This is a genomic window from Demequina sp., from assembly GCF_016278775.1.
Taxonomy (GTDB): Bacteria; Actinomycetota; Actinomycetes; order Actinomycetales; family Demequinaceae; genus Demequina.
The window spans coordinates 1-26,924 of the sequence record NZ_JADQBF010000078.1; the positions used below are offsets into that span (position 1 = coordinate 1).

The following is a 26,924-nucleotide window of genomic DNA, read 5'->3' on the forward strand; positions in this document are numbered from 1 at the left end:
CACCGCGACCATTCCCACCGCAGCGCCCAGCAGGGCGCCCGCTCCGTTGAGAATGACGTCGTCAATATCGGCCACACGCCCGAGCGTGAGTTGCGCCAACTCGATGATGATCGACAGCCCGGTGCCCGCAACGGTTGCCATGATGACGCGGGCGATGAGCGGCGAGGTCCACAGCCACATCAGCAGGAAACCTAGCGGCACGAACATGGCGACGTTGCCCCACACATTCGCGGCGACAGCGTCGGATGCCCCTGCGCGCAGTCCACGGCGAATCTCCACGAAGGGCTCAATGTTGATGCCCCCCGGTGCGTCCGGGTCGCCCACGCTGAACCCCAGCGTCGCCACCAGGATCGTCACGGTGGTCATGGCCAGCAGCACCAAGGGAGTCAGCCGCAGCGCGCGGCGCATTCCGCCCAGCACCGCCACGACCACCACCAACAGTGCCAACGCCGCGACAACGCCGACGCCGACGAGCACTCCCGTCGTCACGCCGAACGACTCCCAGCTGCCCCGCATCACATGCCTCCCTGTGGGCGATCAACGACCGGCGCCGTCCATCGGTGCCTGCGCGTAGCCCCCATGATGACCAGGAAGGATGAAGTCGCCCGCCCATATCGTTGCACTAGTGACCGACCGTTCCCAAGAAAGGGAGTGTGTGATGACCGATCACGAGCATCGTGACCAAGACAAGCCGGTTGACGTCGACAACGCGGCAGATCACCGCCCGGACCATGCGGGAGCGCCTCCGTGGCAGAGCGGTTCGCACAGCGACGGCGACGGCGAGAACCAGAACCCTGACGCCAAGCAGCCGCCCGACTCGCAGATCCAGAAGCAGCAGCGAAGCCAAGGCATGAACCACTCCGGCTGGGAAGGCAAGAAGGGCCCGGTCCAGAAGTAGCGACGACGCTGGCGATGCCCACTCTCCCGCCTACAGTCCGAGCAGGCGGAACACCACGAAACCGACGGCTCCGCCGAGCAGAATCCAGTTGGTGTCGCGCTTCCAGATGGCGACCGCCGCGGCCGCCACGGCCATGAGATGCCACGCGCCAAATCCGCGGAAGCCGTCGTTGTCGAGTAGCAGCGTGTTGGCCGCGATGGCGGCCATGGCCGCTGGCCCTGCGAGTTCCAGGGTGCGCGCCCAGCCTGGTGACAGTTCTCGGTCACCTGCGAACAGCGCGATGCCGGAGTAGCGGATCGCGAACGTCAGCGCGGCGGCCAGCGCGAAGAGGATGAGGGTGCTCATGGGGCGCCCTCCCTTGGCTCGGTCTCCTCACCCGTTGGCGCGCCGCGATACCAACCAGCTGGGGCAACGAGCCTGGTCACGAGGATCCCAGCCAGCGTGGCGACGATGACGTTGGAGCCGTAGGGAAGGTCGCGGGTGGCGACGGCGGTAACCGCCGCAACAAGCACCGCCATGACGCCCGGCCTGTCGCTCACCGTGCGCAGGATGATCGCCAAGAACATGAGCGGCACGATGAACCCGATCTGCCAAGACAGGGGGATCACTGGCCCTACCAGGATCCCCACGAGCGTTCCAGCCATGGCCAGACCGGCGAACAGCGACGCGCCTCCCAAGAAGAACCAGCGTCGTCTCACGGCATCTGGGATGCGCGGCGCGAAGTGCTTCTCGAAGGCCGCGGCCTGATCGGTGAGCAGGAACGCCAAGGCGAGCCGCCATCGGCGAGGGAACACCGTGTACTCGTGCGCTAGCGAGGCGGAGTAGAGCGCGAAGCGCGCCTGCACCACGGCCACAGTGGCCAGGATGATCACCCACGGCGCGCCCTTGGTGGCCAGGTCAATGAGCGCCAGTTGCGCTGCCCCCGCATTGATGAGCACGGTGCCGATCCCGGCGGCCCACAGGGGCATGCCTGACGCCGCGATGAGCGCGCCCATGGCCAGGCCGAATACGGCGCCGCCCACCGACAACGGCAGCATCTGCTTGGCACCTTGCACGAACTGGTGGCGGAGGTGACGCGGGACGCGCAGGCTGAAGGAGTCGCGGTCGGTCACAGAGCGAGTGTGTCACGCAGCGGGGGTGCTCCCGCTAGTCACATCGTGAAGGGGCACGCTCCCGCGAAGTCCTCGGAGCCGTACACCGGCCCGTTGGGGTCCTGGTCGGCGGCGTAGATGCGGATGTTCACCACGGTCCACGGCTCTGTGCCCCACGCGTCCGCGAGCTCGATCGTGACGAAGCCTTCCGGTCCGTCAAGCACCACGAGTTCCGTGCCAGCAAAGGAGGTCACCGAGGGCGTGGCCGGGTAGGCGGCGGCGACATCTGCCTGAGACGAGCCCACGTGAATGCCCTCTGCCGTGGTGAGCGCGGGGTCGTACACGTCGATGCGGTCGATGTTCCCGCCGCTTGAGCCGCCGAGGCTTACGAGTTCGGGCGACGCGATGTACACGTAGCGGCCATCCCCTGCCGAGCAGAAGTCGGCGTCCCACAACACATCGGACTCGCCGGGGTTTCCCGCGACTGGCAGGTTGGTGTCGAGGCAGTTGAGGCGCCCAGGCACGATGCCGTCGTCCGCGCAGTCGGGCGTGGTGGGGGACGGCGACGCGGAGGTCGGCTCCGCTGACGGGCTGGCGGAAGCGGCGGTCGTGGGCGGGTCAGAAGGAGAGGGGCTCGGGCTTGGGGACTCGGCGCCTGTTGAGCATGCGGCGAGAGCGAGCGCGAGGCCTGTGGCCACGCCGACCAGGCGGAGGCGGGCATTCATGACGGACTCCCATCCCGGCAGGCATCCGGTGAGCCTTCGCCGCTTGAAGGCACCAGAATGCATGCCTTCTGAGGCTGGCGCAACGGCTCGGCTACATCCCCGCAAGCAGCAGCAAGGCAAAGGCAGCGGCCCCCAGGGACATCGCCCAGCCGGATGAGCGCTTCCACAACGCCACGGCGATGGCCACGGCGGCACCGAGGTGCCACGCCCCGAACTCCCTCCAACCGTCCTCGTCAAGAAAGAGCGAGTTGACGATGATGGCGCCCATGGCAGTGGGTGCTACCAGGCCCAAGGCGCGGCGCACGCGTGGCGACAACTTCTCCGGATTGCTGAGGAGCGCAATGCCGGACACCCGGACCAGATAGGTGCCAACGGCCACCACCGTGAAGATCAGGAAGACCCTCATAGCCCGCCCTCCGCCTCGTGCTCGGCGGCGTCGGCGAGCGACTCCGGGGGCATTCCGCGCGCGCGCCGACGAGCGTCGGCCCACTCCGCCCACGCGGTACCAGCCACAATGCCGGAGATGATGCCCACCATGACGTTGAGCCCATACGGCAGGCCCCGCGACGCCACCACCACGACCGCGGTGATGCCCAGCGCGACCACGTCCTCCGAACGGCGCAGCGTAGGCACCATCACCGCCACAAACATCAGCGGCACGATGAAGCCGATTTGCCATGAGTCGGGGATGATCGGGCCGGCGACCACCCCCACCAGGGTGCCCACAATCCACACCGTCACAAAGGGCAGCGCGCCGCCCAACACGAACCAGCGACGACGCACGGGGTCGGGGTAGCGGTCAGCATGCTGCAGCGCGACCACGGCCGCCTGATCGGTCATGATGTGGGCGAGGCCCAGCTTCCAGCGTCGCGGGAAGGCCGAGAACACCGGCCCGAGTGCCGCCGAGTAGAGCGCGAAGCGGGCGTTGATGATGAGCGCCGTCACGACGGCAATGACGGCTGGGGCGCCAGCACGCACCGACTCCACCACGGAGATCTGGCTGGCGCCCGCCACCACCGACACCGACGCATACAGGCCGGTCCAGGGGTTGATCCCTGCGACGGGCACGAGCGCACCAAAGGCAAGACCGAAGGCGGCAGAACCGGGCATCAGCGGCGCGATCGCCTTGAGCCCAGCCCAAGCGTCGGCCCATTGCAGGCGGCTGATGCCAAGAACGGGGCCGCCGGTGGCCGCGCCACTGCCGCGGTCAGCCGAGTCAGAATCGGGCCGGTGTGGCGTCACCGGGCCAGTCTGGCACGAGCATCCGACGCCAGTGGCGTGAGAGTTGGCACCCGTGTCAGAACCCGGTTCACCATCGGGCACAATGGCGGGAACAAGTTTCACCGTCCCGTCGTTGGGAACGGTGTACCCGCCAAGGCGCGAGCCTCACGGGGAGATGTAGTGCGGCGCCCAGCTCCAACCCCCCCTCGGAGTTGGGCGCCTGCGCTCTCTTTCCGTGGGTCTCGCACTCTGGCGGGCGTGCGGCTGGTCAAGCTGCGCATGGCCCGGTTCGCCTCTCGACGTCGTGGAGACGCCGTCAAGGCGCCTCCGTCTGGCCCGCTAGCGTGAGGCACGGAAGGAGTGGCAATGTCACCCAACAAGATCGTGAAGACGGACGCCGAATGGCGCGCCCAGCTCGGAGACTTCGAGTACAAGGTGTTGCGCGAGGCCGCCACCGAACGCCCCTGGACCGGCGAGCTGCTGGAGGAGAAGCGAGAGGGCGTCTACCGTTGCCGCGCGTGCGGAGTGGAGTTGTTCCGCTCGGACACCAAGTTTGATTCTCACTGCGGCTGGCCCAGTTTCTTTGAGGCCGAGAACGACGCTGTCACCCTGCTGGAGGACCGCACCCTGGGCATGGTGCGAGTGGAGGCGCGCTGCGCCGCTTGCGACTCTCACTTGGGTCACGTGTTCCCCGATGCTCCGCAGACGCCTACCGGCAACCGCTTCTGCATCAACTCGGTGTCGCTGACCTTTGACGACGGTGAGAACGACGACGCCGATCCGGGCGAGGCCGACTAGGTGGCTGAGCGGCGAAATCACCGGCGCCCCGCCATGCTTGACATGGAGGAGGCCGAGCAGATCGAGGGCGACATTGACCCCTTGGATCGCGCGCTCGTGGCGCACGAGTCCGCGGCGGCGCTCGTCGCTCAGGCAAGGGCGTTGCGCGACCCTGAGGTGACGGCCCGTCTGGTGCGACTCGTGGACGAGGAGGGCATCGACACCGTCGCCATGATGTGGTCCAAGGCCGAGCCGCACACCCTGCCGGGTGCCCTGTGGCGCATCTACATGCTGCGCGAGTGGGTGAAGTTCTCTGCGGAGTCCGTCGCGCGGTCCTATCACCACGGCGTGCAGGCCGCGCAAGTGCGTCACGCGATCGCGGGTGTGGAGGATCCTCCCGGCCCTGACGAGGTGCGCACTCTCGCCGACCTCATCCTGTCGGGGGTGTTCACTGGGGACCTTGCGGTCGCGCTCGAACGGGCAGGCGCGTTTTGTCGCGTGGTCGCCACCGGCGCCGCCTTCGAGGCACAGTCGGACGAGGGCCACGCCGATGCTCGCGCCCACGAGGCCACGGTGCGCGCCGCCCAACTGTTGCGCACCGGCGAAGAGCTGGAACGCTCGGCGATGCTGTGGCGGGAGCAGAAACTCGACTAGGCGCCGCGGGCGCGCGAGGTGTCTTCTTCGTCACTGGTTTGACTCGCGAGCCCGCATGGCGGAGTATCCTGAGAGAGGCGTCGGACCGTGGCAGCCCCGGGCTCCAACACCAGCCGCCTAGAGCGGCCTAAGCGCCGTCTGGCGCTCCCGGTCCGGCGCTTCTTCTTTGCCCATGTGGGCCCCACGCGAGCCGTGGACGGTGCGGCTAGAGGGCTGGCTTGAGCAGGTGGCTCTCGACAGCGATCACGCGCGGCTCGCCCTCGTGGTCGATCACGTGGGCAATCAACACGCCTCCTGCCGGCAGATACGGCATGGTGCGCGGCAACGCTCCGCGCGTCTTCGAGGTGGTGTGTTCCCTCAGGATCTTCACGATGGTCGGCAGGGTGGGCCGGTGCACGCTCACCACCCTGTCGCGCTTCTTGCTGAGCAAGGCCCTGAAGGCCTTGGCGGTCGCCTCTGGATGCTTGGCGTGCTTGGGCTCGGTGAACGACGCGATGGTGCGGATCGGCAGACCCGCGGCCTCCGCGTACGGCTCGAGGGTCTGGCGGCAACGCAGCGCGGGTGAGGATGCAACCTTCGAGGTGCCGAACGCCGCGAAGAGCCCCACCAAGTCGCGCGCCCTCACCCTGCCGGCCTTCGTGATGGGTCGGTCGATGTCCTTGCCCTTCCACGCCTTGCGGCGCTTGGCCCTGGCGTGACGGGTGAGGATGAGCACTCGACTGCGAAGCCTGCCCGCCTCGTACTCGTCGATGAGGCGCTCGAGGGGGCGTAGGTCGTCGTGGAACGTGATGAGGTGTCGTGCCTGCTCGATCGTGAGCCACTTGACGTTGTCGATCTCGTTCTTGGAGGCGTCCTTCACGGCCTCGCGCGCGATCGCTGCGGGGGCCTCGGACGAGATGACCCGCGCCGCCCAGTAGCGCACGATCTTCACCTTGCCGCCCGCGATGGGGTAGCGCAACGTGGGTAAGGGTTGGCCGAGCTCGATCACGCGCCCGGTCTCTTCCGCCACCTCGCGCACGGCACACGCCGGTAGCGTCTCGTCCACGTCCAGCTTGCCCTTGGGCCACGACCAGTCGTCGTAGCGCGGACGATGCACGGCGAGGACTTGAAGCTGGCCGCCCCGCACACGCCACACCAGGGCGCCTGCCGCAAGAACGACGTCGGCGGGCTCTACTTTCACTTGCGCTGTGTCCTACGTCGGGGCTGGCGTTCAATGAACATCGACTGCAAGTCGCGCAGCGGACCGTCAGGACCCGTGGTGGAGCGTTGCCAGGCGCCATCCGAGTTCAACTCCCACGCGGCGACGTCGTCGGCCATGGCGAGGTCGATGTTCTCGATCAGCAGCTCGCGTTGGGCGGGGTCCGCGATGGAGATGAGGGCCTCGATGCGCCTGTCCAAGTTGCGGTGCATGAGGTCCGCAGAGCCGATGTAGACCACGGGCTCTTCCTCCCCGTGGAAGGCGTACACGCGGGAGTGCTCGAGGAACCGACCCAGCACGGAGCGAATACGGATGTTCTCGCTGAGTCCAGGAACGCCCGCTCGCAGGGCGCAGATGCCGCGCACCACCAGGTCGATCTTCACGCCCGCTTGGGAGGCTCGATACAGCGCGTCAATGATCTTCTCATCGACGACGGAATTGACCTTGAACTTGACCCACGCCTCCTTGCCCTCTTTGGCGCGGTCGGACTGGGCGTCAATGAGGTCGATGAGCCCAGCACGTACCGACGTGGGCGCGACCAGCAGTCGACGGAACTTGGCCTTGGGCGCGTAGCCAGAGAGTTGGTTGAAGAGCTTGGTGAGGTCCGACCCGACGTCCGGATCCTTGGTGAGCAGGCCGTAGTCCTCGTAGAGCCGCGCGGTGCGCGGGTGGTAGTTGCCGGTGCCGATGTGGCAATAGCGGTGCAGGCCGTCCTCCTCTTGACGCACCACCAGCAGCAACTTGCAGTGAGTCTTGAGACCCACCAGCCCGTACACCACGTGCACACCAGCCTGTTCGAGCTTGCGCGCCCACGAGATGTTGCGCTGTTCGTCGAACCTCGCCTTGATCTCCACGAGTGCGAGCACCTGCTTGCCGTTGCGGGCCGCCTCGATGAGCGCATCGACGATCGGGGAGTCGCCGGACGTGCGGTAGAGCGTCTGCTTGATGGCAAGCACTCTGGGGTCAACGGCCGCTTGGGCCACGAATGCCTGCACCGAGGTGGAGAACGAGTCGTAGGGGTGGTGCAGCAGCACGTCAGAGCGGCTGAGGGCCTGGAACATGTCCTGTTCGTCTGCCGTCTCCACTGGCGCCAGCCTGTGATGCGTCGTTGGCCTGAACGCGGGGAACTGCAGGCGTGGTCGGTCGAGGTCTGCGATGACGTCGAGCCCGCGTAGGTCGAGGGGAGCCGGCAGGTGGTACACGTCTGAATCCGAAATGCCGAGCTCGCGCACCAGCAGTTCGCGCACCTTGGGGCTCAGGTCTTCTGCGACCTCGAGCCTCACGGCGGGGCCGAAGCGTCGTCGCAACAGCTCGCGCTCCATGGCCTTGAGGAGGTTTTCCGCGTCGTCCTCTTCGACCTCCACGTCTTCGTTGCGGGTGACCCTGAAGGTGTAGTGGTCCACCACGTCCATGCCGGGGAACAGGTAGTCGAGGTGGGCGCCGATGACCTCTTCGAGAGGCACAAAACTGCGCGGCTCGTCCGACAACGCCGAGGCGTCTGTCACTTGCGACGCCTTGCCCTTGGCGTCGACGCTGAGGAACCGTGGGAGAGTCTCCGGCACCTTGACGCGGGCAAAGTAGTCCTTGCCGGTGTCGGGGTCCCTGATCTCCACCGCGAGGTTGAGGGACAGGCCGGAGATGTACGGGAAGGGGTGCGCGGGGTCCACGGCCAGCGGCGTCAGCACGGGGAAGATGTCGGAGCGGAACAGCTTGCGCAGGCGCCGTTGTTCCGGCTCCTCGAGGTCGTCGTGCCTCACGAGCGTGATGCCCTCCTTCGCGAGAGCAGGGCGCACACGGTCGTGGAACACGTCGGCGTGGCGATCCATCAGTTCGTGGGCGTTCTCCGTGAGCAGCTCCACGAGGCGGGTAGCGCTGAGGCCCGTGGCGCTCGGCACGGCGAATCCGGCCGCGATGCGGCGCTTGAGGCCAGCCACCCGCACCATGAAGAACTCGTCGAGGTTGGAGGCGAAGATCGCGAGGAATCTGGCGCGCTCCAGGAGCGGAGTCGACTCGTCCTCCGCGAGCTCGAGCACCCGCTCGTTGAATGCCAACCAACTCAATTCACGGTCGAGGAAGCGATCGTCCGGGAGCCCCTCGGGTGGTTCGTGTGTGGGCTCCATGGGGTTGGGGAGCATCGGCACTGGGAAGGTCTCTTCGGACTCGATGATCGTGAGCGCCTCGGTGGTCGGGTCGGCCGGGAGGTCGTAGTGCTCATCCTCTGGCTCATCCTCTGGCTCGTCATCCAGGTCAGGCGCTGGCTCCTCACGGTGCCCGCGCTCGGGGTAGCCGGTGGGAAGAAGTGAGCCATCGGGCGCCATCGCCACCACGTCGGTGACCTCGTAGTCCGCGTCGTTCACCTGCGGCACCGCGATGTCGTCCTGCTGAGTCGCTTGCTGGCCGGTGTCGGCGGGCTGCTGAGGGTCTTGGGGCATGGCCCCATCGTGGCATGGTGGCGAGGCATGTGGCGAGCGTCTTTGGTGAACGTTCACGCGCCAGACGGGCCGCGCGCCGGAACCTCCGCGCGAAATCATCCGTGGGGATGATGCGAGTTTTCATAAGTTTCAGATAGAACTGAAACATGACCTCGTCACGACGGACCTCAGCGCACGACGCCTTCGCTGCCGAGGCCGCGCAGTTCTGGGAGTACGCAGGAATGTCTCGCGCCGCTGGCGCGATCCTCGGCCACCTCATGGTGTGCGAACCCGCTGCCCAGACTCAGGCGGAACTCGCATCGGCCCTGAGGCTCTCGTCGGGCGCCGTGTCTACCCAACTCCAAGCCCTCATCACGTCTGGCCTCGTGGAACGGGTGCGCCGCCTCGGCGTGCGCACGCAGTTCTATCAACTGCCGGAGGGGGTGTGGCTCAAACTCATGGGGAGCGAAGACGTGCGCATCGCCAAGCTGCGCGCCGTGTCGGACGCCGGCCTTGCCGCTCTTCCCGCCACCCGCCAAGACCGCATCACCACGTTGGACCTCATGGTCCGGTTCTTTGAGGCCGAATGGCCGCGCGTCATGGAGCGCTTTGACGAATTCATGAGAAAGGAAGGGTCATGACCACGACCCCCGTTATCGAGGTAGATCACCTCACCAAGCTCTTCGGCAACTTCACCGCCGTCGACGACGTCTCACTCGCCATTGAACAGGGCGAGATCTTCGGGTTCCTCGGCCCCAACGGCGCGGGAAAATCGACGACGATCAGGGCGATCCTCGACCTCATCCGCCCCACGTCTGGCACGTGTCGGGTGCTGGGCCTCGACTCCCGCAAGGACGCGGTCGAGATCCGCCGAAGCCTCGGCTTTCTCCCGTCAGATCTGGCGCTCTACCCCAACCTCACTGGCAAGCAGACGCTTCAGTACCTGGCGAACCTGCGCGGTGGCATCGACTGGGCTTGGGTGGACACACTCACCGCCCGCTTTGACGCTGACCTGTCCAAGAAGGTCGGCGAGCTGTCGTCTGGAAACCGCCAGAAGGTCGGCCTCATCCAGGCCTTCATGCACCGGCCGCGCGTCGTGATCCTCGACGAACCGATCACCGGCCTTGACCCGTTGGTTCAACTCGAGTTCCACAACCTCATGCGCGAACACGTGGGCGAGGGCAACACCGTCTTCCTGTCCTCCCACACCTTGAGCGAGGTGGAACGCGTCGCCGACCGCGTCGGCTTCATTCGCCGCGGCCACCTCATCGCGGTCGAGGCCATGGCCGACCTTCAGGACAAGGCCCTGCGCCGCATCACCCTCGAGTTCCCTGAGCCAGTGCCCGCGGGGGACTTCCAGGGAATTGAGGGGGTGCATGAGGTGAGCGCCGAGGGCGCGTCAGTGACCGCCCAGTACGAGGGGTCGATGGCGCCGCTGCTCAAGGCCGCCACCGCGCACGGCGTGCTGTCGGTGAGCTCGGCGACAGTCGATCTTGATGAGATGTTCCTCGAGTTCTACCGCGACGAGGTCGAGGCTTCCGGCGAGGCAGAACAGGGGTCGGCGGCATGATGCTGCGCACCGTCTACCTCAAGAGCATCCGCGACCGGTGGCTCGGCGCTTCTATCGCCGTCGGCTCACTGTTTCTGGTCGCGTGGATGGGGCTGTGGGCATACGCGGATAGCGACGACGCCGTTGGCGAGTACATGGCCAGCTTGCCCGACGCGTACACGTCCCTGCTTGGCGTTCCCCAGGACTCGGGAACGGCCGGACTGATGCTGGCAAACATGTTCAACTTCCTCGGCCCCTTCGTGCTGTGCGGCATCGCGGTGTCCATGGGTGCGCAGGCCTTCGCCGGCGAAGAGCGAGACGGCACCATGAACCTGCTCGCCACCGTGCCGCGCAGCCGTAGCAGGCTGCTTGCCTCGAAGACGCTCGCGGCCACCACGATCATCGTGGCGGCCTCCGTGTTGTCCTTCGCGTCCTACGTACTCGCCGCGGCCATCAGCGGATCCGATGCTGGCTCGCTCAACCTGGCGGCCGCCGCCGTTCACCTCGGCGCGGTCACGCTCGCCTACGGTGCATTCGCGCTCGCGGTCGGCGCTCTCACAGGGAACAGGGGCCTCGCCTCTGGTGCAGGCACTGGACTCATCGTGGTGTCGTTCTTGGCGTCGGGACTGCTCCCCATGATCGAGGGGTGGGCGGGCATCGCGAAGATCTTCCCGTGGTACTACATCGGCGGCGCACAACCGCTCATCAACGGCGTCAACTGGACGCAGGTCGTGGTGCTGGTGGCGATCGCGGGGGCACTCGCGGGCTTGGCTTGGTGGGGCGTCAACCACCGCGACTTGAGGTCAGCCGACACTTCCGGTTCCCTCCTTGATCGGCTACGCGACAACCCTTACCTGGAGCGCTCACTGGCGCTGCTCGCGGGTTCTGGCAGCAGTCGGGGCCTGGTGTCAAAGGCGCTGAGCGACTCGCGGGCCGTGCTCACCATCGCGGCCGGTGGCCTGTTCATGGTGTTGGTGATGCAGGGCCTCATGTTCCCCACGATTCAAGACTCGCTCGGTGGACTGGTCGAGGCCTTGCCGGAGGCGATGATGGCCATGGTCGGCTTCGCGGACTTCACCACGGCAACTGGGTGGTACTTCGGCGAGGGGCTCAGCATCACGGCGCCCATCGCGGTCGCGGTGGTCGCGATCGGCGCCGGTGCCGCGCTCGCGGGAGAAGAGAAGCGGCGCACGGTGAGCGTGGTGCTTGGCACCCCCACGTCGAGGGCTCGGTTCGCGTGGAGCAAAGCGGCCGCCATGGCCGTGGGCAGCGTCATCGTCGGCGCAGCAGTAGCTGCAGGCATCGCGGTGGGCAACCTCATCGTGGGCTTGGGTCTCGACTACGGGAACATCCTCGCTGCTGGCGCACTGACAGCGGGCCTCGGCGCGGTGCTGGGCGGCGCGGCGTTCTTTGCAGGGGCGTTGACCGGGCGCTCCGTGATCGCCACGGGCTTCGGCACGGGAGTCGCGGTGCTGGGTTGGGGGATCAACGCCTTCATTCCGGTGAATCCCGACCTGGCGAGCTGGGCGAAGGTTTCCCCCTTCTACTACTACGCGACACCGAACCCCTTGGAGGCCGGGCTCACGTTGTCTCACCTTGGGGTCTTGCTGGGCGTGGCAGCCGTGCTCGTGGCCGCCGGGGTGTTGGCGTACGGGAGGCGCGATCTGAACGGATAGCAGGTGCGTTCACGCTCACGACATCTGGTGGCGCTAGAGTTCCTCCAGACAACAGGAGGGGCGATATGGCACAGCGCTCGGAGAGCACGTCCGCGATTCTGGTGATGATTCTCGCGGTGGTCGGTGCCGCCGCGCTGCTGGTGGTACTGATGGGCCCCAGCGTCGTCATGGCCGCCGCGCGCGACGCGGTGGACTTTTTTGAGGGCGACGACGCCGATACGACGCCGACCACGGAGGTTGCCGCGGAACCCACCGAACAGGACGACGCGGCTCAGGACGACGCGGCCCTAGACGGTGCAGAGTTCGACGCCGCGTTCTCGTCTGGAGGCGAACCGAGCCCCCTTGCTGTGTCGGGGGACCTGCTTCCCGCTGGCGTGCCGGTCGACATCGACATGGTGGACTTCTTCGACAACGTGCACCCGATGACCGTCACGATCGACGGTGTGACCCAGCGTGGCGAGTGCACGGTGGTGCTGATGCAGGTGACACCCGATGCGGAACTCGGCGGCTTCGACCTGCCCACCGTAGGAATCGTCAGCGGCGGTTTGCACTACGAGGGCGGTGGGTGCGACACGACCGGGCTCGAAGACGCCGGCTATGCCTCGAGCATCGGGCTCGAGATTCCCGCCGGCCAGACGGCGGCGTACTACGACTTCGCCCAGCGACCCGATGGCACGCTCGCGGAGGTGGAGGCCGTCACGGTGGAGGTGGCCGAGGGCGAGTACCTGTTCTTTGAGCCAGTGGAGAAGACGCTGACCTAGGCTGGTCCGATGGTGGAGGACCTCTTGAGGCGGCTCACTTCCCCCACGGCGCGGGCGCTGTTGCCAGGGCTCCTGCTCACCGTCGCTGGCGTGTGGGCATTCGTGGGAGTGCTGGACCAGTTCCTTGAGCGGGACGACATCTACCATGTCGACCAACCCGCGCTGGATTGGTTGATCGAGGTCCGCACCCCCTGGCTTACCACTGTCCTCACGGGAGTCACCAACACCTTCGGGCCGGTGATTCTGCCGTTTCTGGTGGGCATCGCGTGCGCGGTGTGGGCGAAGGTCAGCGGCGCATGGCGAGACCCCCTGCTGCTGGCGTCGGCCATGGTGATGTCCACCCTGATCGCCATGGTGGTCAAGAGCATCGTCGCCCGGCCGCGTCCCGCCGATGACCTGCAGGTCATTCCCGGCCTCGAGACGTCCTACTCGTTTCCGTCGGGCCACACCACGGGCGCGGCCACGCTGGTGCTGGTGACGGCCTATCTGCTGTGGCGCCATCGGCGTGGCGGTCGGTCACTCGCCGTGTGGGCGGCCGTGTCTGCTGGCATCGTTCTGCTCGTGGGCGGTAGCCGCCTGTACCTCGGCTATCACTTTGTGACGGACGTGCTCGCAGGGGCGTGCCTCGGCGTGGTGACGCTCGGAATGGTGGTGGCTACGTCGCGATGGCTCGACCTACGCGGGCTCGAGGCCCCCGTAGATGGTGGGTAGGAACTCGGCCACCGTGGGGTGGATGGCGAGCCACGTGCCCAGGGCGGACGCGGGGGCATCCACGTGCATGAGGATCGACAGCGCGTGGATGACTTCGTCGCCATGGAGGCCGAACACTGCGGCGCCCACCAGCCTGTCAGCGTCGTCGTCCACCACGAGGCGAATCACTCCTGGGCTGACGCCATCGAGGGCGGCGCGGGTCACCGAGGCCATCTCGTAGTTGGCGACGGAGATGTTCAGCCCCGCCTCGCGGGCCTGCGTCTGCGTCATCCCCACCCGTCCCAGCGGGGGATCGGTGAAGAGCGCGTATGTCGGGATCCGGCCCTCCACCGACCGGTCGCCCCCGGCCAGGTGGTCGGCGAGGATCTCGTGATCTTGGTAACTGGTGTGCGTGAAGGCTCCACGACCGTTGACGTCGCCCAGCGCGTAGATGCCGGGCGCCGAGGTGAGGAAGTGCTCATCCGTGGTGATGTAGCCGCGCTTGTCGGTCGCGACGCCGACGGTGTCGAGCCCCAGGTCCTCGCTGTTCGGGATGCGCCCTGCCGCCACCAGCACGCGGTCGCCCGCGAGGCGCTCTCCGCTCGCCAGCACCACCACCACACCGTCGCCATCGGCCTCGACGCTCTCGATCTGCACGCCAGTGCGGACGTCCAGGCCCTCGTCGCGAAGCATCTGCGCCACCGCATCGGACACGTCGTTGTCCTCCCGGGCAATCACGCGGTCCCCGTGCTCCAGGATCGTGACGCGTGAGCCGAACCGTGCCCACACCTGACCCAACTCGAGGCCGATGTACGAGCCACCGATGACGATCAGGTGACCCGGAGCCTCCTTGAGGTCCAGCAGCGTGTGGTGGTCCAGGTAGTCGACAGTGTCGAGTCCGTCGATGGGCGGGGGGACTGACCTTGCCCCGGGGTTGAGGACGATGCGCGGCGCGGTGACCGTGGTGTCGCCAAAGGTGACCCTGTAGTTGTCGCCGTCCTTGCCGTCGAGCCGCGCGCGGGCGGTCACGTAGCTGATGGTCTCGTGATTCTCGTAGTAATCGGTGGCGCCGTCTCGCCAGGCGCCGATGAGCGCATCCTTGCGGTCGATGGCCTCCGCGACGTTGACCGTGACGCCCTCGACGTGGACCCCGTAAGGAGCGCCCGTGCGGGCGGCGTGGGCGGCGTGAGCCGATGCGCGCAGCGCCTTGGTGGGCCGGCAGCCGTCGTTCAGGCACGTGCCCCCGAAGGGGCCCTCCTGGAAGACGGCGACCCTCTCTCCGCTGGCGTCGAGCTTGGAGGCCAGCGACGGTCCCGCCTGGCCACCGCCGATGACGATGGTGTCGAACTGCGTGTGGTGAAGGGTCATGTGAAGGCAAGCGTGTGGCGCGGCAGGTGTATTCCCTCGCGGTCCCTCGCGCTCACGCAAAGGATCACAATTTGGTAACGGTGTGGGGGCGGGCGGTCGCGAGGTGTTGCCACGATGTAAAGAAATCCATCTGCGCAGGTAAAACCGGTATCTTGCTGTGCTAACAAGGAGACTCGCAAGACCGTCGGACGCATGTGCGACGGCGCCACAAGAAAGAAGGATAAGGATGCTGCGCTCGCTCACTCACCGGCGTGCGGCGGTCGTGTCCGGAATCGCCATCGCCACGCTGGCCCTCGCGGCCTGTTCAGGCGATGATGACGATTCGGACCCCACCGGCGACAACGGCTCAAATGAGTCGCTCATTATTGGCACCACCGACAAGATCACCACCATTGACCCCGCGGGCTCGTATGACAACGGCTCATTCGCGGTCATGAACCAGGTGTTCCCGTTCCTCATGAACTCGCCGTATGGCACCTCCGATGTGGAGCCCGACATCGCGGCTTCCGCCGAGTTCACCTCTCCAGCCGAGTACACGGTCACCCTCAAGCCAGGGCTGACGTTCGCGAACGGCAACGACCTCACGGCCTCAGATGTGAAGTTCACTTTCGACCGCCAGATGGCGATCTTCGAGTCCGGCGCCGACGACGGCAATGGCCCCGGTTCGCTGTTGTACAACCTCGACAGCGTCGCCGCTCCCGACGACACCACGGTGGTCTTCACCTTGAAGTCGCCCAACGACCAGATCTTCCCGCAGATTCTGTCGAGCCCAGCTGGCCCGATCGTTGACGAAGAGGTGTTCGCGGCTGACGCGCTGACGCCAGACGCCGACATCGTGGCTGGCGAGGCCTTTGCTGGCCCGTACACGATCACGAGTTACGACCAGAACAACCTCATCAGCTACGAGGCGAACGAGGCCTACCAGGGCGTGCTGGGAGCTCCGAAGACCTCGGTGATCAACGTGAAGTACTACACCGAGGAGTCGAACCTCAAGCTGGACATCCAGCAGGGCAACATTGACGTGGCATACCGCTCGCTGTCGGCCACCGACATTGAGGACCTGCGCGGCGATGACGGCGTCAAGGTGGTTGACGGACCAGGCGGAGAGATTCGCTACATCGTCTTCAACTTCAACACTCAGCCTTATGGCGCGGCAACCCCGGAGGCGGACGCTAACAAGGCGCTCGCCGTCCGTCAGGCGGTCGCCCACCTGGTCGACAGGGCAGAGATCTCTTCGCAGGTCTACCGCGACACCTACATCCCGTTGTACTCGTTCGTGCCAGCAGGCCTGACCGGTCAGACGGAGTCGCTCAAGGGAATGTACGGCGATGGCTCAGGTGGTCCTGACGCCGATGCTGCGGAGGCCGTGTTGGCCGACGCAGGGGTGAGCACGCCCGTCGAGCTCGACCTCCAGTACAACCCCGACCACTACGGCGGTGGCTCCGCAGACGAGTACGCGTTGGTCAAGGACCAGCTCGAGTCGAGCGGACTGTTCTCTGTCAACCTGCAGTCCACCGAGTGGGTGCAGTACGCGAAGGACCGCACCGCCGACGTCTACCCGGCGTACCAGCTGGGCTGGTACCCGGACTACTCCGACGCCGATAACTACCTGGCGCCGTTCTTCCTGGTCGACAACTTCCTGGGCAACCACTACGCCAACCAGGAAGTCAACGACATGATCCTGGAGCAGGCGGTCACGAATGACCCGGCCGCACGCACCGCCCTCATCGAGGACATTCAGGATGCCGTCGCCGCAGATCTGTCCACCCTGCCGCTGTTGCAAGGCGCGCAGGTGGCGGTGACCCGTGCCGACGTGTCGGGCGCAGAGGACACCTTGGACGCCTCGTTCAAGTTCCGCTACGGCGCCCTGTCCAAGGGCTAATCGCGAGGCGTGGGGGTCGGGATTCCCGGCCCCCACGCTTTTGCGTTCCCGCCCGCCTGTAGAGTCCAGCCGTGGACATTGAGGACGCGAGTATGACGACGTCGGTTGACACCAAGGCTCCTGAAGCGCGCCGAGAGAAATCGAGCGGCTCACTCGGGCGGTACATCGCAGTCAGAGCGCTGCTCATCATCCCGACGGTGTTCATCCTCGTCACCACCGTGTTCGTGCTGATGCGCTCCACGGGTGACCCCATCACCGCAGCTCAAGGCGGAAAGCTGCCGCCCGACCAACTCGCTGAGCGGATTGCGCAGGCTGGCTACGACCGCCCCATTCTTGTGCAGTACTGGGACTACCTCACCGACATCGCGAGCGGCGACTTTGGCACCACCTTGTCGGACCATCGGCCGGTCACCGAGGTGCTCACCAACTTTGGCGCCGCCACTCTCGAGTTGGCCTTCTATGCGCTGATCGTTGCCTTCGCGCTCGGCATCCCGCTGGGAAGGCTCGCGGCGTATCACCGTGACAAGGCGCCCGACGCCATCTTGCGTGTCTCCGCCATCCTCGCCTATGCGACGCCGGTGTTCTTCGCCGGCCTGTTGCTCAAACTGATCTTCGCGGTGTGGCTCGATGTGCTGCCGGTTGCTGGTCGCGCATCGACTCGAACGGAACTCGAACTCCAACTGGTGGACAATCCCACCAACATCTATCTGATCGACGCCCTCAAGACTGGCGACGGTGCGGTGATCGGTGACGTGCTGCAACATGCTGTGTTGCCGGCGCTCGCACTGGGCCTCCTCACCGCCGGAGTGTTCTTGCGACTGGTGCGCACCAACGTGATCTCGACCTTTGGGGCGGGGTTCATTGAGGCGGCACGCTCGCGTGGAGTGCCCGAGCGCCGACTGCTGCGCAAGCACGCCTACCGTCCGGCCCTCATCCCCATCGTGACCGTTATGGGCCTGCAGATTGCGCTCTTGCTGAGCGGCGCAGTGCTGACGGAGACCACCTTCGAGTGGAAGGGCCTGGGCTTCCAACTTGCCCAGTACCTGCAGGCGCGCGACTTCGTGGCCGTCCAGGGCATCGTCGCCCTCTTGGCGGTGATCGTCGCGCTGACCAACTTCTTTGTCGACATCATCGCCGCGCTGATCGACCCGAGGGTGAGGTACTGACGTGAGCCAGACACCCGCTGAGGACCTCGCACCCCACCGCTCCCGCTGGCAGCGACTGCCCATCGTCTCCCACTTGCGTATCAGCGTGGGAGTGCAGCACGGCATGCTCGTCGTCGGGCTGGTGCTGACCGGCATCTTCCTGCTCACCGCCCTGTTCGCACCCCTGCTTGCGCCTTACGGCTTCTCCCAGTTGCGCGATGACTCCGGCATGTTCGGCGCACAACAGCCGCCGTCGAGCGAGCACTGGCTGGGCACCACTCAGGGAGGGCTCGACGTCCTATCGCGGCTCATCTGGGGCTCGCGCACGGCGTTGTACGTGATCGTGGTGGCGGTAGCCGCATCGATCGTCATCGGCGTCATCCTTGGCCTCATCTCCGGTTACTTCGGTGGTTGGCTCGACCGCACGCTGATCGTCATCGCGGACGCCATCTACTCGTTCCCGTCCCTGCTGCTCGCCATCGTGTTGGCGATCGTGATCAGCGGAGGGCAGTCCGACATGTGGGGAGGCATCTTTGCCGCGGCGCTGTCGATCACGGTGATCTTCATCCCGCAGTACTTGCGCGTCACCCGAGCGGAGGTGGTGCGCGTCAAGGCGGAGGCATTCGTGGAATCGGCCCGCGTCATCGGCGCGTCCAACCTGCGCATCATGACCAAGCACGTGCTGCGCAACGCCACCAGAACGCTTCCGCTGATCCTGACGCTCAATGCGTCTGAGGCGATCCTCACGCTCGCAGGGCTCGGCTTTCTTGGTTTTGGGATCGAGCCGACCGCAGCCGCTGAGTGGGGCTACGACCTCAACAAGTCGCTGTCGGACGTGACGAGCGGCATCTGGTGGACGTCGGTGTTCCCAGGCGCCGCCATCGTGCTCGTCGTGCTCGGCCTCACCCTGGTGGGCGAGAGTCTCAACGACCTCGCGGACCCGAGGCTACGCAAGCGAGCGGCTGGCGCGGAGCCGGTCGAGGATCTTGGCGTGGAGTTGCCCCGCACTGACGAGGGCGCGCAGACGCCACGAGAGGGGACGCTGTGACCAACGTCGTCGATATCCGCGACCTGGCGGTCACGTTCGCCACCGACTCGGGGCCGGTGAAGGCCGTCGATGGCGTGAGCTTCGCCGTGCGCGAGGGTGAGGTGCTCGCCGTCGTCGGGGAGTCGGGCAGTGGCAAGACCGTCACGGCCAAGACCATCTTGGGGCTGCTTCCAGAGACCGCGACCTTGCGAGGCGCGGTGGTGCTGAGCAGCAGGGACGGAACCACGGAGGGTGACGTAGTTCAGGTTTCCGGCTCTCGGCTGCGCGAACTGCGGGGGCGCGACGCAGCGATGGTGTTCCAGGAGCCGTCCACAGCACTCAACCCTGTCTTCCCTGTGGGTTGGCAGATTGCCGAGGGCCTGCGCGCCCACGGGAAGCTGTCGCGCAAGGAGATTCGGACCAAGGTGCTCGACGTGATGCGCCGGGTGGGAATCCCCGACCCGGAGTCGCGCATCAACCACTACCCCCACCAGTTCTCTGGCGGCCAGAAGCAGCGCATCGTCATCGCTCAGGCCCTGGTGCTCAACCCCGGCGTGATCGTGGCGGACGAGCCGACCACGGCGCTCGACGTCACCGTGCAGGCCGAGATCCTCGACCTGTTGCGTCGCTGCAGGGACGAGTTTGGTGCGGCGATCGTGCTCATCACCCACAACATGGGCGTGGTGGCAGACCTGGCGGACCGCGTGGCCGTGATGTATCAGGGCAAGATCGTCGAGCACGCCGACGTGAAGACGCTGTTCAGCTCTCCCAAGGACCCCTATACGCAGCAGTTGCTCGCGGCCGTGCCGCGCATCGGCGAGGGTCTGGCGAGAGCGCACGAGCGCGCCGCCCGTAGGCCAGAGGGCTGGTCCGACCAGAAGCCCGTGGTCGAGGCGAAAGACCTTCGCATCACCTATCCCGGGCGCTTCCGCCAGCCCGACTTTGTGGCCGTCGACGGCGTCGACCTCGCCATCCGACCAGGCGAGGTGCTTGGCCTGGTGGGGGAGTCCGGCAGCGGCAAGACCACCATTGGGCGCGCGATGGCCGGGCTCACCAGGGTCTCTGGCGGATCCTTGCGGGTGCTCGACGTCGAGATGCACGGGGTGCGCGAGCGGCAGTTCCGCCCCACACGCCGTCGCATCGGCTTTGTTTTCCAGGACCCGGCGACCAGCTTCAACCCGCTGCTCACCATCGCGCAGTGCGTGGCTGAGCCGCTCGTGGTGCACGGGCTGGCGGAGAACGCCAACGACGCTCGCGTGAAGGTGAACGAACTGCTCGAGGCCGTGCAACTTCCCGCCGCCTTTGGCAACCGCTACCCCCACGAGCTCTCTGGCGGTCAACGGCAGCGGGCCTCGCTCGCGAGGGCGATCGCGCTCGACCCCGAACTGCTGATCGCCGACGAGCCGACGTCGGCGCTCGACGTGTCGGTGCAGGCGCGGGTGCTCGACCTGTTCGACGAGCTCCACAGGGAACTGGGATTTGCGGCACTGTTCATCAGCCACGACCTGGCGGTGGTGGACATGCTTGCTGACAGGATCGCCGTGCTACACAGGGGGCTCTTGGTCGAGGAGGGAACAGGCGACGAGGTGCTCGGTTCGCCGCGCGAGCCGTATACCCAGCGGTTGCTCGCCTCGCTTCCTGTGCCGGACCCCGTTGAGCAAGCACAACGCCGAACTCAGTGGGAGGCGCTGCGCGAGGCCGACGAGCGGTCCGCGGCAGCAAGATAGCGGGTAAACGGCGCATTTCGGGCGGCGTTGGTTGCCGGTGTGGCATTTGTCACGTTGGCCTGACGGTGCACTTCCGACGTGATCAGCGCCTTGCGTCCCGCGGCGCGCGACGGCGGAGTGAACTAGCTGAGGGGCTATTCCTCCATGAGGGTGTTTTCATTCGCGCGGCCACTATGGGCCGCCCTGTTGGCGGTCGTGGTTCTTGGAACAACGGTGGTGACCGCTGGCCCCGCCCAGGCAGGCCCCGACGACCCGCTCTACCTGTCGGTCACCAAGACAGTGTCGAACGCCACGCCAGACCCCGGCGAGCCCTTCACGTACACCATCCGGGTGAGTTGTTCGGAGGCGTCGTGCCTCAACGCCGTCCTCGAAGACACCCTGCCAGCTGAGCTGGCGGGCTACTCCATCGAGGATGTGGCGTTCAACCCGAGCGCCTCTGTCATCCCGCGCGACATCACCTGGACGGTCGACGGCGTGCCTGGACCCTCCGCTCCGGCCGTGGCGACGGCGGACACGCAGTTGCTGGTGGAGTTCCAGGAAACCGTCACCGCCCCCACCGGCGTCGGCCTCCAGAATGGTCAAACCTTCACGGTCCTGTTGACCTTGCAGGTGCCCAGCGAGCTGCCACCGGGGACCACGGAGATCACTAACACGGCCAGTACGAGGGCCGACAACTCCTCCGACTCGACGGACTCCGCCACCATCACGGTGACCATGCCGGAGCGCATCGAGGTGGATGTCACCAAGGCCTGGACGCCCGCGACGCAGACCTTCCAGGTGGGACGCGCGTCGGCGATCGCACTGTCGGCCACCAACACGTCCAACATCACCGTCGACTCGCTCGTGGTGCAAGAGCCTCAGATAGCACCGGACGGCGCGACCACGCTCGATGCGTCCAACCCGTTCTCCATCACCGACTTCACCGGCTTCGCCGGATTCGCGATGCCCGCAGGAGCCACCACGGTCCAGGTTGACGCGTACGTGTTCGAGGCGGGTTCGTGGGGCTGGGTTGCGGGCAGCCCTGGGGCCGCTCCCGCCCTCCCTGCAGGCGTCACGGCGGCCGACGTTGGGGGCCTGCGCTTCGTGTTCGCGGGGGGCGACATCGAGCCGGACGCGTCGACAACGGTGACGCTCGACCTCGCCCAGCGCGCGACCGACCGCGAGGGAGCGGACCTCTCCGCGGCCGTCCAGACCGTCCCCAACGTCGTCGAGGCGACGGCGACGGCCGACGGCCACACCCCCGCCACCGACACCGCGACGGCCACCCACACGGTCAACCCCGCGACGGTGCTGGCGGCGACCACCAAGGACATCACGCCAGGCCGGATCGCCGCAGGCGCGACCGCCAGCGGACACATCGTCGCGACCAACGCCTCCGACGTCGGTGTGGTGGAGTTGCGCGCGGCAGACCTCGGCTACTTCACGGCAGAAGTGACGTTCGGCGGCTTCACCGCGCCGCCCACCTGGCCCACGGGGGCGGAGTCAGCCGCCGTCATCTACCACCCCCTGGATGGCAGCCCCGCGGTCACCGTTCCCTTTGCCTCCGGCGCGACTCCGGCGGACCCGATACCGGCGATCTCGGGCTTTGAGGTCGTGTTCTCTTCCGCGACAGGAGCCATTGCGCCAGCCTCGTTCAGCGTCATCGACTTTGACATCGACACCACTGAGGACGCGATCGGCGGCCTCGCATCTGTCACCACCACCAACACGGTGGAGACCTCGGTTGAGGCGTCGAACGGACTCACCGATAGCGCGACCGACCCCGCCAACTTGGTGCTGCTCGAGCCAGCCATAGACGTCACGTTGAACAAGTCGATCTTGCCGTCCGCCGCGGTTGCTCCAGGCGAGCGCGTCGTGACCAGACTGGAGACGCGCCTGACCACTACCTCCGACTACATCACGGCCGACACGATTGTGGTCGCGGACTCGTGGAGCGGTGCCGGTAGTTTCTGGGACGCCTTCGAGTTGGACAGTCTCGCGCCCACTCAGGTGCCAGCGGGCACCTCTCTCACGGTCGAGGTACTGGGCCCTGACACGGTGACGTGGGCAGTCGTGGGCACCTTCGCAGCGGACCCCTCACCCTTTCTCGCATCGATGACGGAGGCCCAACTGGTGACGGCGCTCGCGAGCGAGCCCTTCACGCTGCCTGAGGTCACGGGCATTCGCTTCACGTTCGAGAACTCAACGGGATTCGCGTCAGACACCACGGTCACCCCGTATGTGGTCTCGCGGGCCATGGACACTCTGCGCAGCACCGGCGGCCCGACGGCGCCAGCGGACGGGACGGTCGTGTATGAGAACTCCGGCTTTGCGGGCGGGTCTGGCGAGACCGAGAGCGGCACTCCTCTGAGCGACACTGACGACGACGTCGACCCCTCCACTGTCGAATCGGCAGCAGGCGCTGGCACTGCAAGCATCGAGAAGGCGTGGAGCCAGATCACGGTGCCTGCGCAGTCCGGTGCGGAGCGCTCCACGAGCCTGACGTGGTCCGTCGGCGAGTCGAACACGCAAGTAGCGATCACGGACTCGGCGGGCCTCACGGACCCCGACGCGCCGGAGGACACTGTCTTCGAGGCATTCGATCTGTTGTCACTCGACCCGATTGCGGCCAGTGACACACCCTTCACCAACGGCTGGTACATGAAGTACGACACTGTCGAGTCCGTGTGACTGTACCGCGCGGGTCTCTGGCAGGAAGTGCTAGAGCCGGTGAGTGGCTGGGTTGACGCGTCAGGCCGCTTCGTGGGTTACGAACTGACGGCCACCGAGTCGGATGAGGCCACCGGCGTCAGGATCGTCCTCAGCGAGAACGCGACCGCGCGGGCCGACGCCCGTGCGGTGGGCGAGGACTACGATCCCTACGCCCCCGAGGTGGGAAGCGGCGTGGCGTCGAGCAGCGAGGCGCGCGAGTTCTCGCTGACGTGGCAGCTGCGCGACAAGATGCGCGGGAGCGGCGCGTGGGTCACGGATACCGCGCTGTACAACGGCGGCGCGCCCGGCGTGGTCGACAACACGGTGCTGCTGGAGGCGACACCCGAGAGTGGCGGCCCTGTCACCGGCACCGCCAATGACGAGATCGTGATCACCGACCCGGGCCCCGGCGTCACGGTCGACAAGTCCGTCTCGCCCACCTCCCTGCTCTACGTGCCGATGGAGGGAAGCCTCGCGTCGAGTTACCCGACCGCCAGGTTCCGGGTGGTCGCCCGAAACAACTCGGTCTCGCAGGCGTCCTACGTACGCGTCATGGACTCTCCTGTGTGTACCGATAGCGCGGACATTGTCACCTGCGAAAGCCCGGCCACGGCGGCAGGGGCGCTCGCAGACCCGTTCACGTCCGGCGTGAACTGGCTGACAGCGGCTGGCCAGGGAAATCCGTTTGACCGCTTCAACCTCACCGATGTGGCCATCGCGGCGTCGATTCCGGCTCAGGTCGATCTCAATGCCTCGACGGTGTGGCTGCTGCACTACAACGCAGGGGTGTACTCGACCACGAGCCACACGGCCGCCCAGGTCAACGCGATGTCTTCCAGCTCCCTGGCCGACGTCGTCGGCATCTCCGTGACGTTCCAGGACACAGACCCTGTCACCGACGGCGGCAGCATCTCGTCGGCCAATAACCTGACCGTCACGCTCTACACCCGCTTGCGCACGCACCTACGTGTCAGCGGCGACGCGCAAACCGTCGCCGCGAACGAGCGGCTGAACGTGCCAAACCGCGCCTTCGCCCAGTCCTACGACCCCGTCCTGAACGACGGCGTCGGCACTGGAGCGGTGGACGCGGTATCGGCCAGGTTGACTGGCGGCGACATCAATGTGGCAGCGCTCAAGTCGGTCTCCCCTGCCGCGTTGACGGAACCCACGCGCAACGACCCGGTCACGGTCACGCTCGGTGCGAACCAGGGCACCGCGCCCGTCAGTTCACTCCCGCCTGCGGAGGTGCGCCTCACGGACGACGCTTCCACGTCGCCCGAGTTCTGGAACCAGTTCTCTTTCACCGGCCTGGGCACCCTCACGCCGCCTGCCGGAGCCGACCAGGTGGTCGTCTCCGTTTACGGGCCGTTTGGACCTGCGGGAACCATGACCTGGGTGTCGAGTGCCGCCACCTCGATTGCCGGTGCGACGGTGCCGGTGCCCTCTGGGCAGTACGCAGACATCCAGGGCTTGCAACTCGCGTTCTCACGGGCAGACGGCGGCTTCTTCTCGAACACCATGCCAGCCGCGTCGTGGAGCACATCGTCCACCTTCACGGTGAGTCTGAGGGACACCTATCGCGACTCCGGCGACACCGTGGCGCTCACGGGAACGGTGGACAACACGGTCACGGTCATCAGCGACCGCCTCAACGGCGAAACCTCGGTAGAGAGGACGGCCGCGGCGCAGATCAGCCTGAGCCCAGGCACCTATGAGCTCGAGGTGAACAAGCTCGCGAACGACGGCAACCACACCGCCAGTGCAGGCGAGTCGGTGCCGTGGGACCTGACCTTCACGAACGCTGGCACGGGCTTCCTCACCATCACCGAGTTGCGAGACACGCTTCCCGCGGACCTGGTGTACCTGGGGGATACGGCACCCGTGTACACCCCGGACGCGTCTGGAATGCTGCCTGAGCCTGCCGACATGACGCAGGTGGGCAACGAGCTCGTGTTCACCTGGCCCTCCGACGCACGCACCATGGCGCCTGGCGAGACCTTCTCCTTGAGGCTGATGCTGGAGGTGCAACCCGGCCTCGCCGCAGGCGACCGGGCCACCAACGAGATGACGGTCACCACCGCCGAGACCCTCGCCTCGTGTGCCAACATCGACGACGGCGGTTCCACCACGTCGGCGTGGGCTGACGACCCCACCACGTGTGGCACGACGGACTACGTCACCCCCAGCGTCGGCCCCAACCTGTTCACGGTGAAGGGCGTGCGCGGCTCTCTCGACGGTGCGTCGAACCCGCTCAACCCCGAACAGGAGTGCCTGGCTTCTCTCGACGCCACCGGCGGCTCGTACTTCCGCGCACCTTGCGCCGCCAACAGCGTCATCGGCGGAGTCGATGACTGGGTGCTGCGTGCTCAGAATGCTGGCACCACCGGCCTGGACGAGATGGTGATGTTCGACGCATTGCCAGGGCCGGGCGACAGGTACTTGATCTCCGGTTCGAGCCGCGGCTCCAGCTACCGCCCGCAGATGCTCGACAACCTCGACATCGACGCCCCCACGGGAACGGACATCCAGATCGAGGTGACGGTCTCGCCGAACCCATGCGCCGGGACGTGGGCAGGCCTTGAGGGACAAGAACCGTGTGAGCAGAACTCCGAGGTGTGGGTGCTGTCGGGCCCCGGCACCGACTGGTCCACCGTGACCGCCTTCCGGATCTTCCTCGACTTCGCTTCCACCGACTCAGGAATGCTCTCCCCTGGAGACATCGTCGACGTCACCTACAGCACCGCGAACGTGCCAGCCACGTCGTCGGATCCCACGGGCGCCGAAGTTGACGTGCCGGTCGCCGACTCCTATGCGTGGAATCAGTTCGGTGTGAAGTACCTCGATACAGGGGCGACCGCGTACCGCAAGATCGCCCCCGCTCGCATGGGCATCCACCTCATGACGGGCGCGCTGCAACTCGACAAGGTGGTGACAGGCGTGTACTCCCGCCTCGCGCCGAGCAGCTTTGTCGTGGACGTGGCGTGCACCGTGGAGGGTGCACCCGTGAACATGGGGGACTTCTCGCGACTGACGCTGAGTCGTGCGGACGGGTTCTCGGCCCTCATTGAGGGCGTGCCCGTTGGTTCCGAGTGCGTGTTGACGGAATCCGACTCCGGAAGGGCCAACTCGGCGACCTTTGCAGGAGACGGCGTCACGCGAGTGTCCAGCGTGAGCGCCTCCGTACCCATCACGGCCGGGACCGTCACTGTCACGCTCACCAACAGGTTCGACAGCGAGCTTGCTTTCACGGGAGTCAGCGGGGTCTCGACCCTCATCCTGCTTGCGGTCGCTCTGGTTGGCCTCGGTCTGGTGCTGGCGGTGAGAGGGCACAGGCGACGCACCTGAGGTCGAGCGTCCGGACGCCGCGAGCGTGTGCGGGGGTGTCAGTGCCCTGCAGCTGTGGCACATTGTGTGCAATGCATGTGTGAGGCTG

At 66.5% G+C, this 26,924-nt stretch carries 23 protein-coding genes; 14 read left to right on the forward strand and 9 right to left on the reverse strand.

The annotated features are described in order from the left end of the window. The coding region (locus QZZ33_RS08995) for a VanZ family protein (RefSeq protein ID WP_291379538.1) at positions 1 to 516 on the reverse strand (516 nt) is incomplete at its 3' end. 142 nt (positions 517 to 658) lie between these two features. Here QZZ33_RS08995 and QZZ33_RS09000 point away from each other — a divergent pair. Continuing rightward, a complete protein-coding gene (locus tag QZZ33_RS09000; protein WP_291379540.1) occupies positions 659 to 898 on the forward strand; it encodes a hypothetical protein in 240 nt (79 codons plus the stop codon). A gap of 30 nt (positions 899 to 928) precedes the next feature. Here QZZ33_RS09000 and QZZ33_RS09005 read toward each other — a convergent pair whose 3' ends face one another. The 5 genes from QZZ33_RS09005 to QZZ33_RS09025 all read right to left on the reverse strand — a co-directional run bounded on the left by QZZ33_RS09005 (position 929) and on the right by QZZ33_RS09025 (position 3,956). Then, on the reverse strand, positions 929 to 1,243 hold the full coding sequence (locus tag QZZ33_RS09005) for an AzlD domain-containing protein (protein WP_291379541.1): 315 nt from the start codon (positions 1,241 to 1,243) through the stop codon (positions 929 to 931). After that, positions 1,240 to 2,010, reverse strand: a complete 771-nt coding sequence (locus QZZ33_RS09010; protein WP_291379543.1) for an AzlC family ABC transporter permease — start codon at positions 2,008 to 2,010, stop codon at positions 1,240 to 1,242. Before QZZ33_RS09010 ends, QZZ33_RS09005 begins: the two co-directional genes overlap by 4 nt. Before the next feature lie 38 nt (positions 2,011 to 2,048). After that, complete coding sequence (locus QZZ33_RS09015; protein WP_291379545.1) at positions 2,049 to 2,714, reverse strand: hypothetical protein; 666 nt, start codon at positions 2,712 to 2,714, stop codon at positions 2,049 to 2,051. A gap of 91 nt (positions 2,715 to 2,805) precedes the next feature. Next, positions 2,806 to 3,120 carry an AzlD domain-containing protein gene (locus QZZ33_RS09020; protein WP_291379547.1) on the reverse strand — a complete coding sequence of 105 codons (315 nt, stop codon included), beginning with the start codon at positions 3,118 to 3,120 and terminating at the stop codon, positions 2,806 to 2,808. Next, positions 3,117 to 3,956, reverse strand: a complete 840-nt coding sequence (locus QZZ33_RS09025) for an AzlC family ABC transporter permease (RefSeq protein ID WP_291379548.1) — start codon at positions 3,954 to 3,956, stop codon at positions 3,117 to 3,119. The genes QZZ33_RS09020 and QZZ33_RS09025 overlap by 4 nt, the downstream gene beginning before the upstream one ends. A gap of 345 nt (positions 3,957 to 4,301) precedes the next feature. Here QZZ33_RS09025 and msrB point away from each other — a divergent pair, with 345 nt between their 5' ends. Both msrB and QZZ33_RS09035 read left to right on the forward strand, forming a co-directional pair. Further along, complete coding sequence (gene msrB, locus QZZ33_RS09030) at positions 4,302 to 4,733, forward strand: peptide-methionine (R)-S-oxide reductase MsrB (protein WP_291379549.1); 432 nt, start codon at positions 4,302 to 4,304, stop codon at positions 4,731 to 4,733. A gap of 33 nt (positions 4,734 to 4,766) precedes the next feature. Beyond that, entirely contained in the window at positions 4,767 to 5,366 is a 600-nt protein-coding gene (locus tag QZZ33_RS09035; RefSeq protein WP_291379551.1) for a hypothetical protein, read from the forward strand. Between the two features lie 205 nt (positions 5,367 to 5,571). On the opposite strand, the gene QZZ33_RS09040 is transcribed toward QZZ33_RS09035, so the two are convergent. After that, a complete protein-coding gene (locus QZZ33_RS09040) occupies positions 5,572 to 6,546 on the reverse strand; it encodes an NUDIX hydrolase (RefSeq protein WP_291379553.1) in 975 nt (324 codons plus the stop codon). After that, positions 6,543 to 8,699: an RNA degradosome polyphosphate kinase gene (locus tag QZZ33_RS09045; RefSeq protein WP_291379605.1), complete on the reverse strand. Its 2,157-nt coding sequence runs from the start codon at positions 8,697 to 8,699 to the stop codon at positions 6,543 to 6,545. Before QZZ33_RS09045 ends, QZZ33_RS09040 begins: the two co-directional genes overlap by 4 nt. Before the next feature lie 443 nt (positions 8,700 to 9,142). On the opposite strand from QZZ33_RS09045, the gene QZZ33_RS09050 reads away from it, so the two are divergent. From QZZ33_RS09050 to QZZ33_RS09070, 5 genes are all read left to right on the forward strand, one after another. Next, positions 9,143 to 9,616, forward strand: a complete 474-nt coding sequence (locus tag QZZ33_RS09050) for a MarR family transcriptional regulator (RefSeq protein ID WP_291379555.1) — start codon at positions 9,143 to 9,145, stop codon at positions 9,614 to 9,616. Beyond that, entirely contained in the window at positions 9,613 to 10,545 is a 933-nt protein-coding gene (locus QZZ33_RS09055) for an ABC transporter ATP-binding protein (RefSeq protein WP_291379556.1), read from the forward strand. Before QZZ33_RS09050 ends, QZZ33_RS09055 begins: the two co-directional genes overlap by 4 nt. Continuing rightward, positions 10,542 to 12,200, forward strand: coding sequence for an ABC transporter permease subunit (locus QZZ33_RS09060; protein WP_291379558.1), 1,659 nt, complete (start codon positions 10,542 to 10,544; stop codon positions 12,198 to 12,200). The genes QZZ33_RS09055 and QZZ33_RS09060 overlap by 4 nt, the downstream gene beginning before the upstream one ends. A gap of 65 nt (positions 12,201 to 12,265) precedes the next feature. Beyond that, positions 12,266 to 12,961 (forward strand): hypothetical protein, encoded by a 696-nt coding sequence (locus QZZ33_RS09065; protein ID WP_291379560.1) that lies wholly within the window; start codon positions 12,266 to 12,268, stop codon positions 12,959 to 12,961. A 9-nt stretch (positions 12,962 to 12,970) separates the two neighbouring features. Beyond that, complete coding sequence (locus QZZ33_RS09070) at positions 12,971 to 13,672, forward strand: phosphatase PAP2 family protein (protein ID WP_291379561.1); 702 nt, start codon at positions 12,971 to 12,973, stop codon at positions 13,670 to 13,672. Here QZZ33_RS09070 and QZZ33_RS09075 read toward each other — a convergent pair. Continuing rightward, positions 13,637 to 15,019 carry an FAD-dependent oxidoreductase gene (locus QZZ33_RS09075; protein WP_291379562.1) on the reverse strand — a complete coding sequence of 461 codons (1,383 nt, stop codon included), beginning with the start codon at positions 15,017 to 15,019 and terminating at the stop codon, positions 13,637 to 13,639. The two genes, QZZ33_RS09070 and QZZ33_RS09075, sit on opposite strands and share 36 nt — an antisense overlap. Positions 15,020 to 15,245: 226 nt before the next feature. Between QZZ33_RS09075 and QZZ33_RS09080 the strand changes: the two genes are divergently transcribed. The 6 genes from QZZ33_RS09080 (at position 15,246) to QZZ33_RS09105 (ending at position 26,836) form a co-directional block, all read left to right on the forward strand. Next, positions 15,246 to 16,901 carry an ABC transporter substrate-binding protein gene (locus QZZ33_RS09080; RefSeq protein WP_291379564.1) on the forward strand — a complete coding sequence of 552 codons (1,656 nt, stop codon included), beginning with the start codon at positions 15,246 to 15,248 and terminating at the stop codon, positions 16,899 to 16,901. 92 nt (positions 16,902 to 16,993) lie between these two features. Then, positions 16,994 to 18,067: an ABC transporter permease gene (locus tag QZZ33_RS09085; RefSeq protein ID WP_291379607.1), complete on the forward strand. Its 1,074-nt coding sequence runs from the start codon at positions 16,994 to 16,996 to the stop codon at positions 18,065 to 18,067. Between the two features lies 1 nt (position 18,068). After that, the gene (locus QZZ33_RS09090) at positions 18,069 to 19,094 is read left to right on the forward strand and encodes an ABC transporter permease (RefSeq protein WP_291379566.1); all 1,026 of its coding nucleotides are present in this window, start codon (positions 18,069 to 18,071) and stop codon (positions 19,092 to 19,094) included. Beyond that, entirely contained in the window at positions 19,091 to 20,800 is a 1,710-nt protein-coding gene (locus tag QZZ33_RS09095) for an ABC transporter ATP-binding protein (RefSeq protein WP_291379567.1), read from the forward strand. Before QZZ33_RS09090 ends, QZZ33_RS09095 begins: the two co-directional genes overlap by 4 nt. A 144-nt stretch (positions 20,801 to 20,944) precedes the next feature. After that, positions 20,945 to 23,470, forward strand: coding sequence for a hypothetical protein (locus QZZ33_RS09100; RefSeq protein WP_291379568.1), 2,526 nt, complete (start codon positions 20,945 to 20,947; stop codon positions 23,468 to 23,470). A gap of 39 nt (positions 23,471 to 23,509) precedes the next feature. After that, on the forward strand, positions 23,510 to 26,836 hold the full coding sequence (locus tag QZZ33_RS09105; protein WP_291379570.1) for a DUF5979 domain-containing protein: 3,327 nt from the start codon (positions 23,510 to 23,512) through the stop codon (positions 26,834 to 26,836). The last annotated feature ends 88 nt before the right edge of the window (positions 26,837 to 26,924 follow it).

Coding starts and splice junctions, on each gene's coding strand:
- QZZ33_RS09000 (WP_291379540.1), top strand. CDS start 659: ATGACCGATCACGAGCATCGTGACCAAGACAAGCCGGTTGACGTCGAC.
- QZZ33_RS09005 (WP_291379541.1), bottom strand. CDS start 1,243: ATGAGCACCCTCATCCTCTTCGCGCTGGCCGCCGCGCTGACGTTCGCG.
- QZZ33_RS09015 (WP_291379545.1), bottom strand. CDS start 2,714: ATGAATGCCCGCCTCCGCCTGGTCGGCGTGGCCACAGGCCTCGCGCTC.
- QZZ33_RS09020 (WP_291379547.1), bottom strand. CDS start 3,120: ATGAGGGTCTTCCTGATCTTCACGGTGGTGGCCGTTGGCACCTATCTG.
- msrB (WP_291379549.1), top strand. CDS start 4,302: ATGTCACCCAACAAGATCGTGAAGACGGACGCCGAATGGCGCGCCCAG.
- QZZ33_RS09035 (WP_291379551.1), top strand. CDS start 4,767: ATGCTTGACATGGAGGAGGCCGAGCAGATCGAGGGCGACATTGACCCC.
- QZZ33_RS09045 (WP_291379605.1), bottom strand. CDS start 8,699: ATGCTCCCCAACCCCATGGAGCCCACACACGAACCACCCGAGGGGCTC.
- QZZ33_RS09050 (WP_291379555.1), top strand. CDS start 9,143: ATGACCTCGTCACGACGGACCTCAGCGCACGACGCCTTCGCTGCCGAG.
- QZZ33_RS09055 (WP_291379556.1), top strand. CDS start 9,613: ATGACCACGACCCCCGTTATCGAGGTAGATCACCTCACCAAGCTCTTC.
- QZZ33_RS09060 (WP_291379558.1), top strand. CDS start 10,542: ATGATGCTGCGCACCGTCTACCTCAAGAGCATCCGCGACCGGTGGCTC.
- QZZ33_RS09065 (WP_291379560.1), top strand. CDS start 12,266: ATGGCACAGCGCTCGGAGAGCACGTCCGCGATTCTGGTGATGATTCTC.
- QZZ33_RS09070 (WP_291379561.1), top strand. CDS start 12,971: ATGGTGGAGGACCTCTTGAGGCGGCTCACTTCCCCCACGGCGCGGGCG.
- QZZ33_RS09075 (WP_291379562.1), bottom strand. CDS start 15,019: ATGACCCTTCACCACACGCAGTTCGACACCATCGTCATCGGCGGTGGC.
- QZZ33_RS09080 (WP_291379564.1), top strand. CDS start 15,246: ATGCTGCGCTCGCTCACTCACCGGCGTGCGGCGGTCGTGTCCGGAATC.
- QZZ33_RS09085 (WP_291379607.1), top strand. CDS start 16,994: ATGACGACGTCGGTTGACACCAAGGCTCCTGAAGCGCGCCGAGAGAAA.
- QZZ33_RS09100 (WP_291379568.1), top strand. CDS start 20,945: ATGAGGGTGTTTTCATTCGCGCGGCCACTATGGGCCGCCCTGTTGGCG.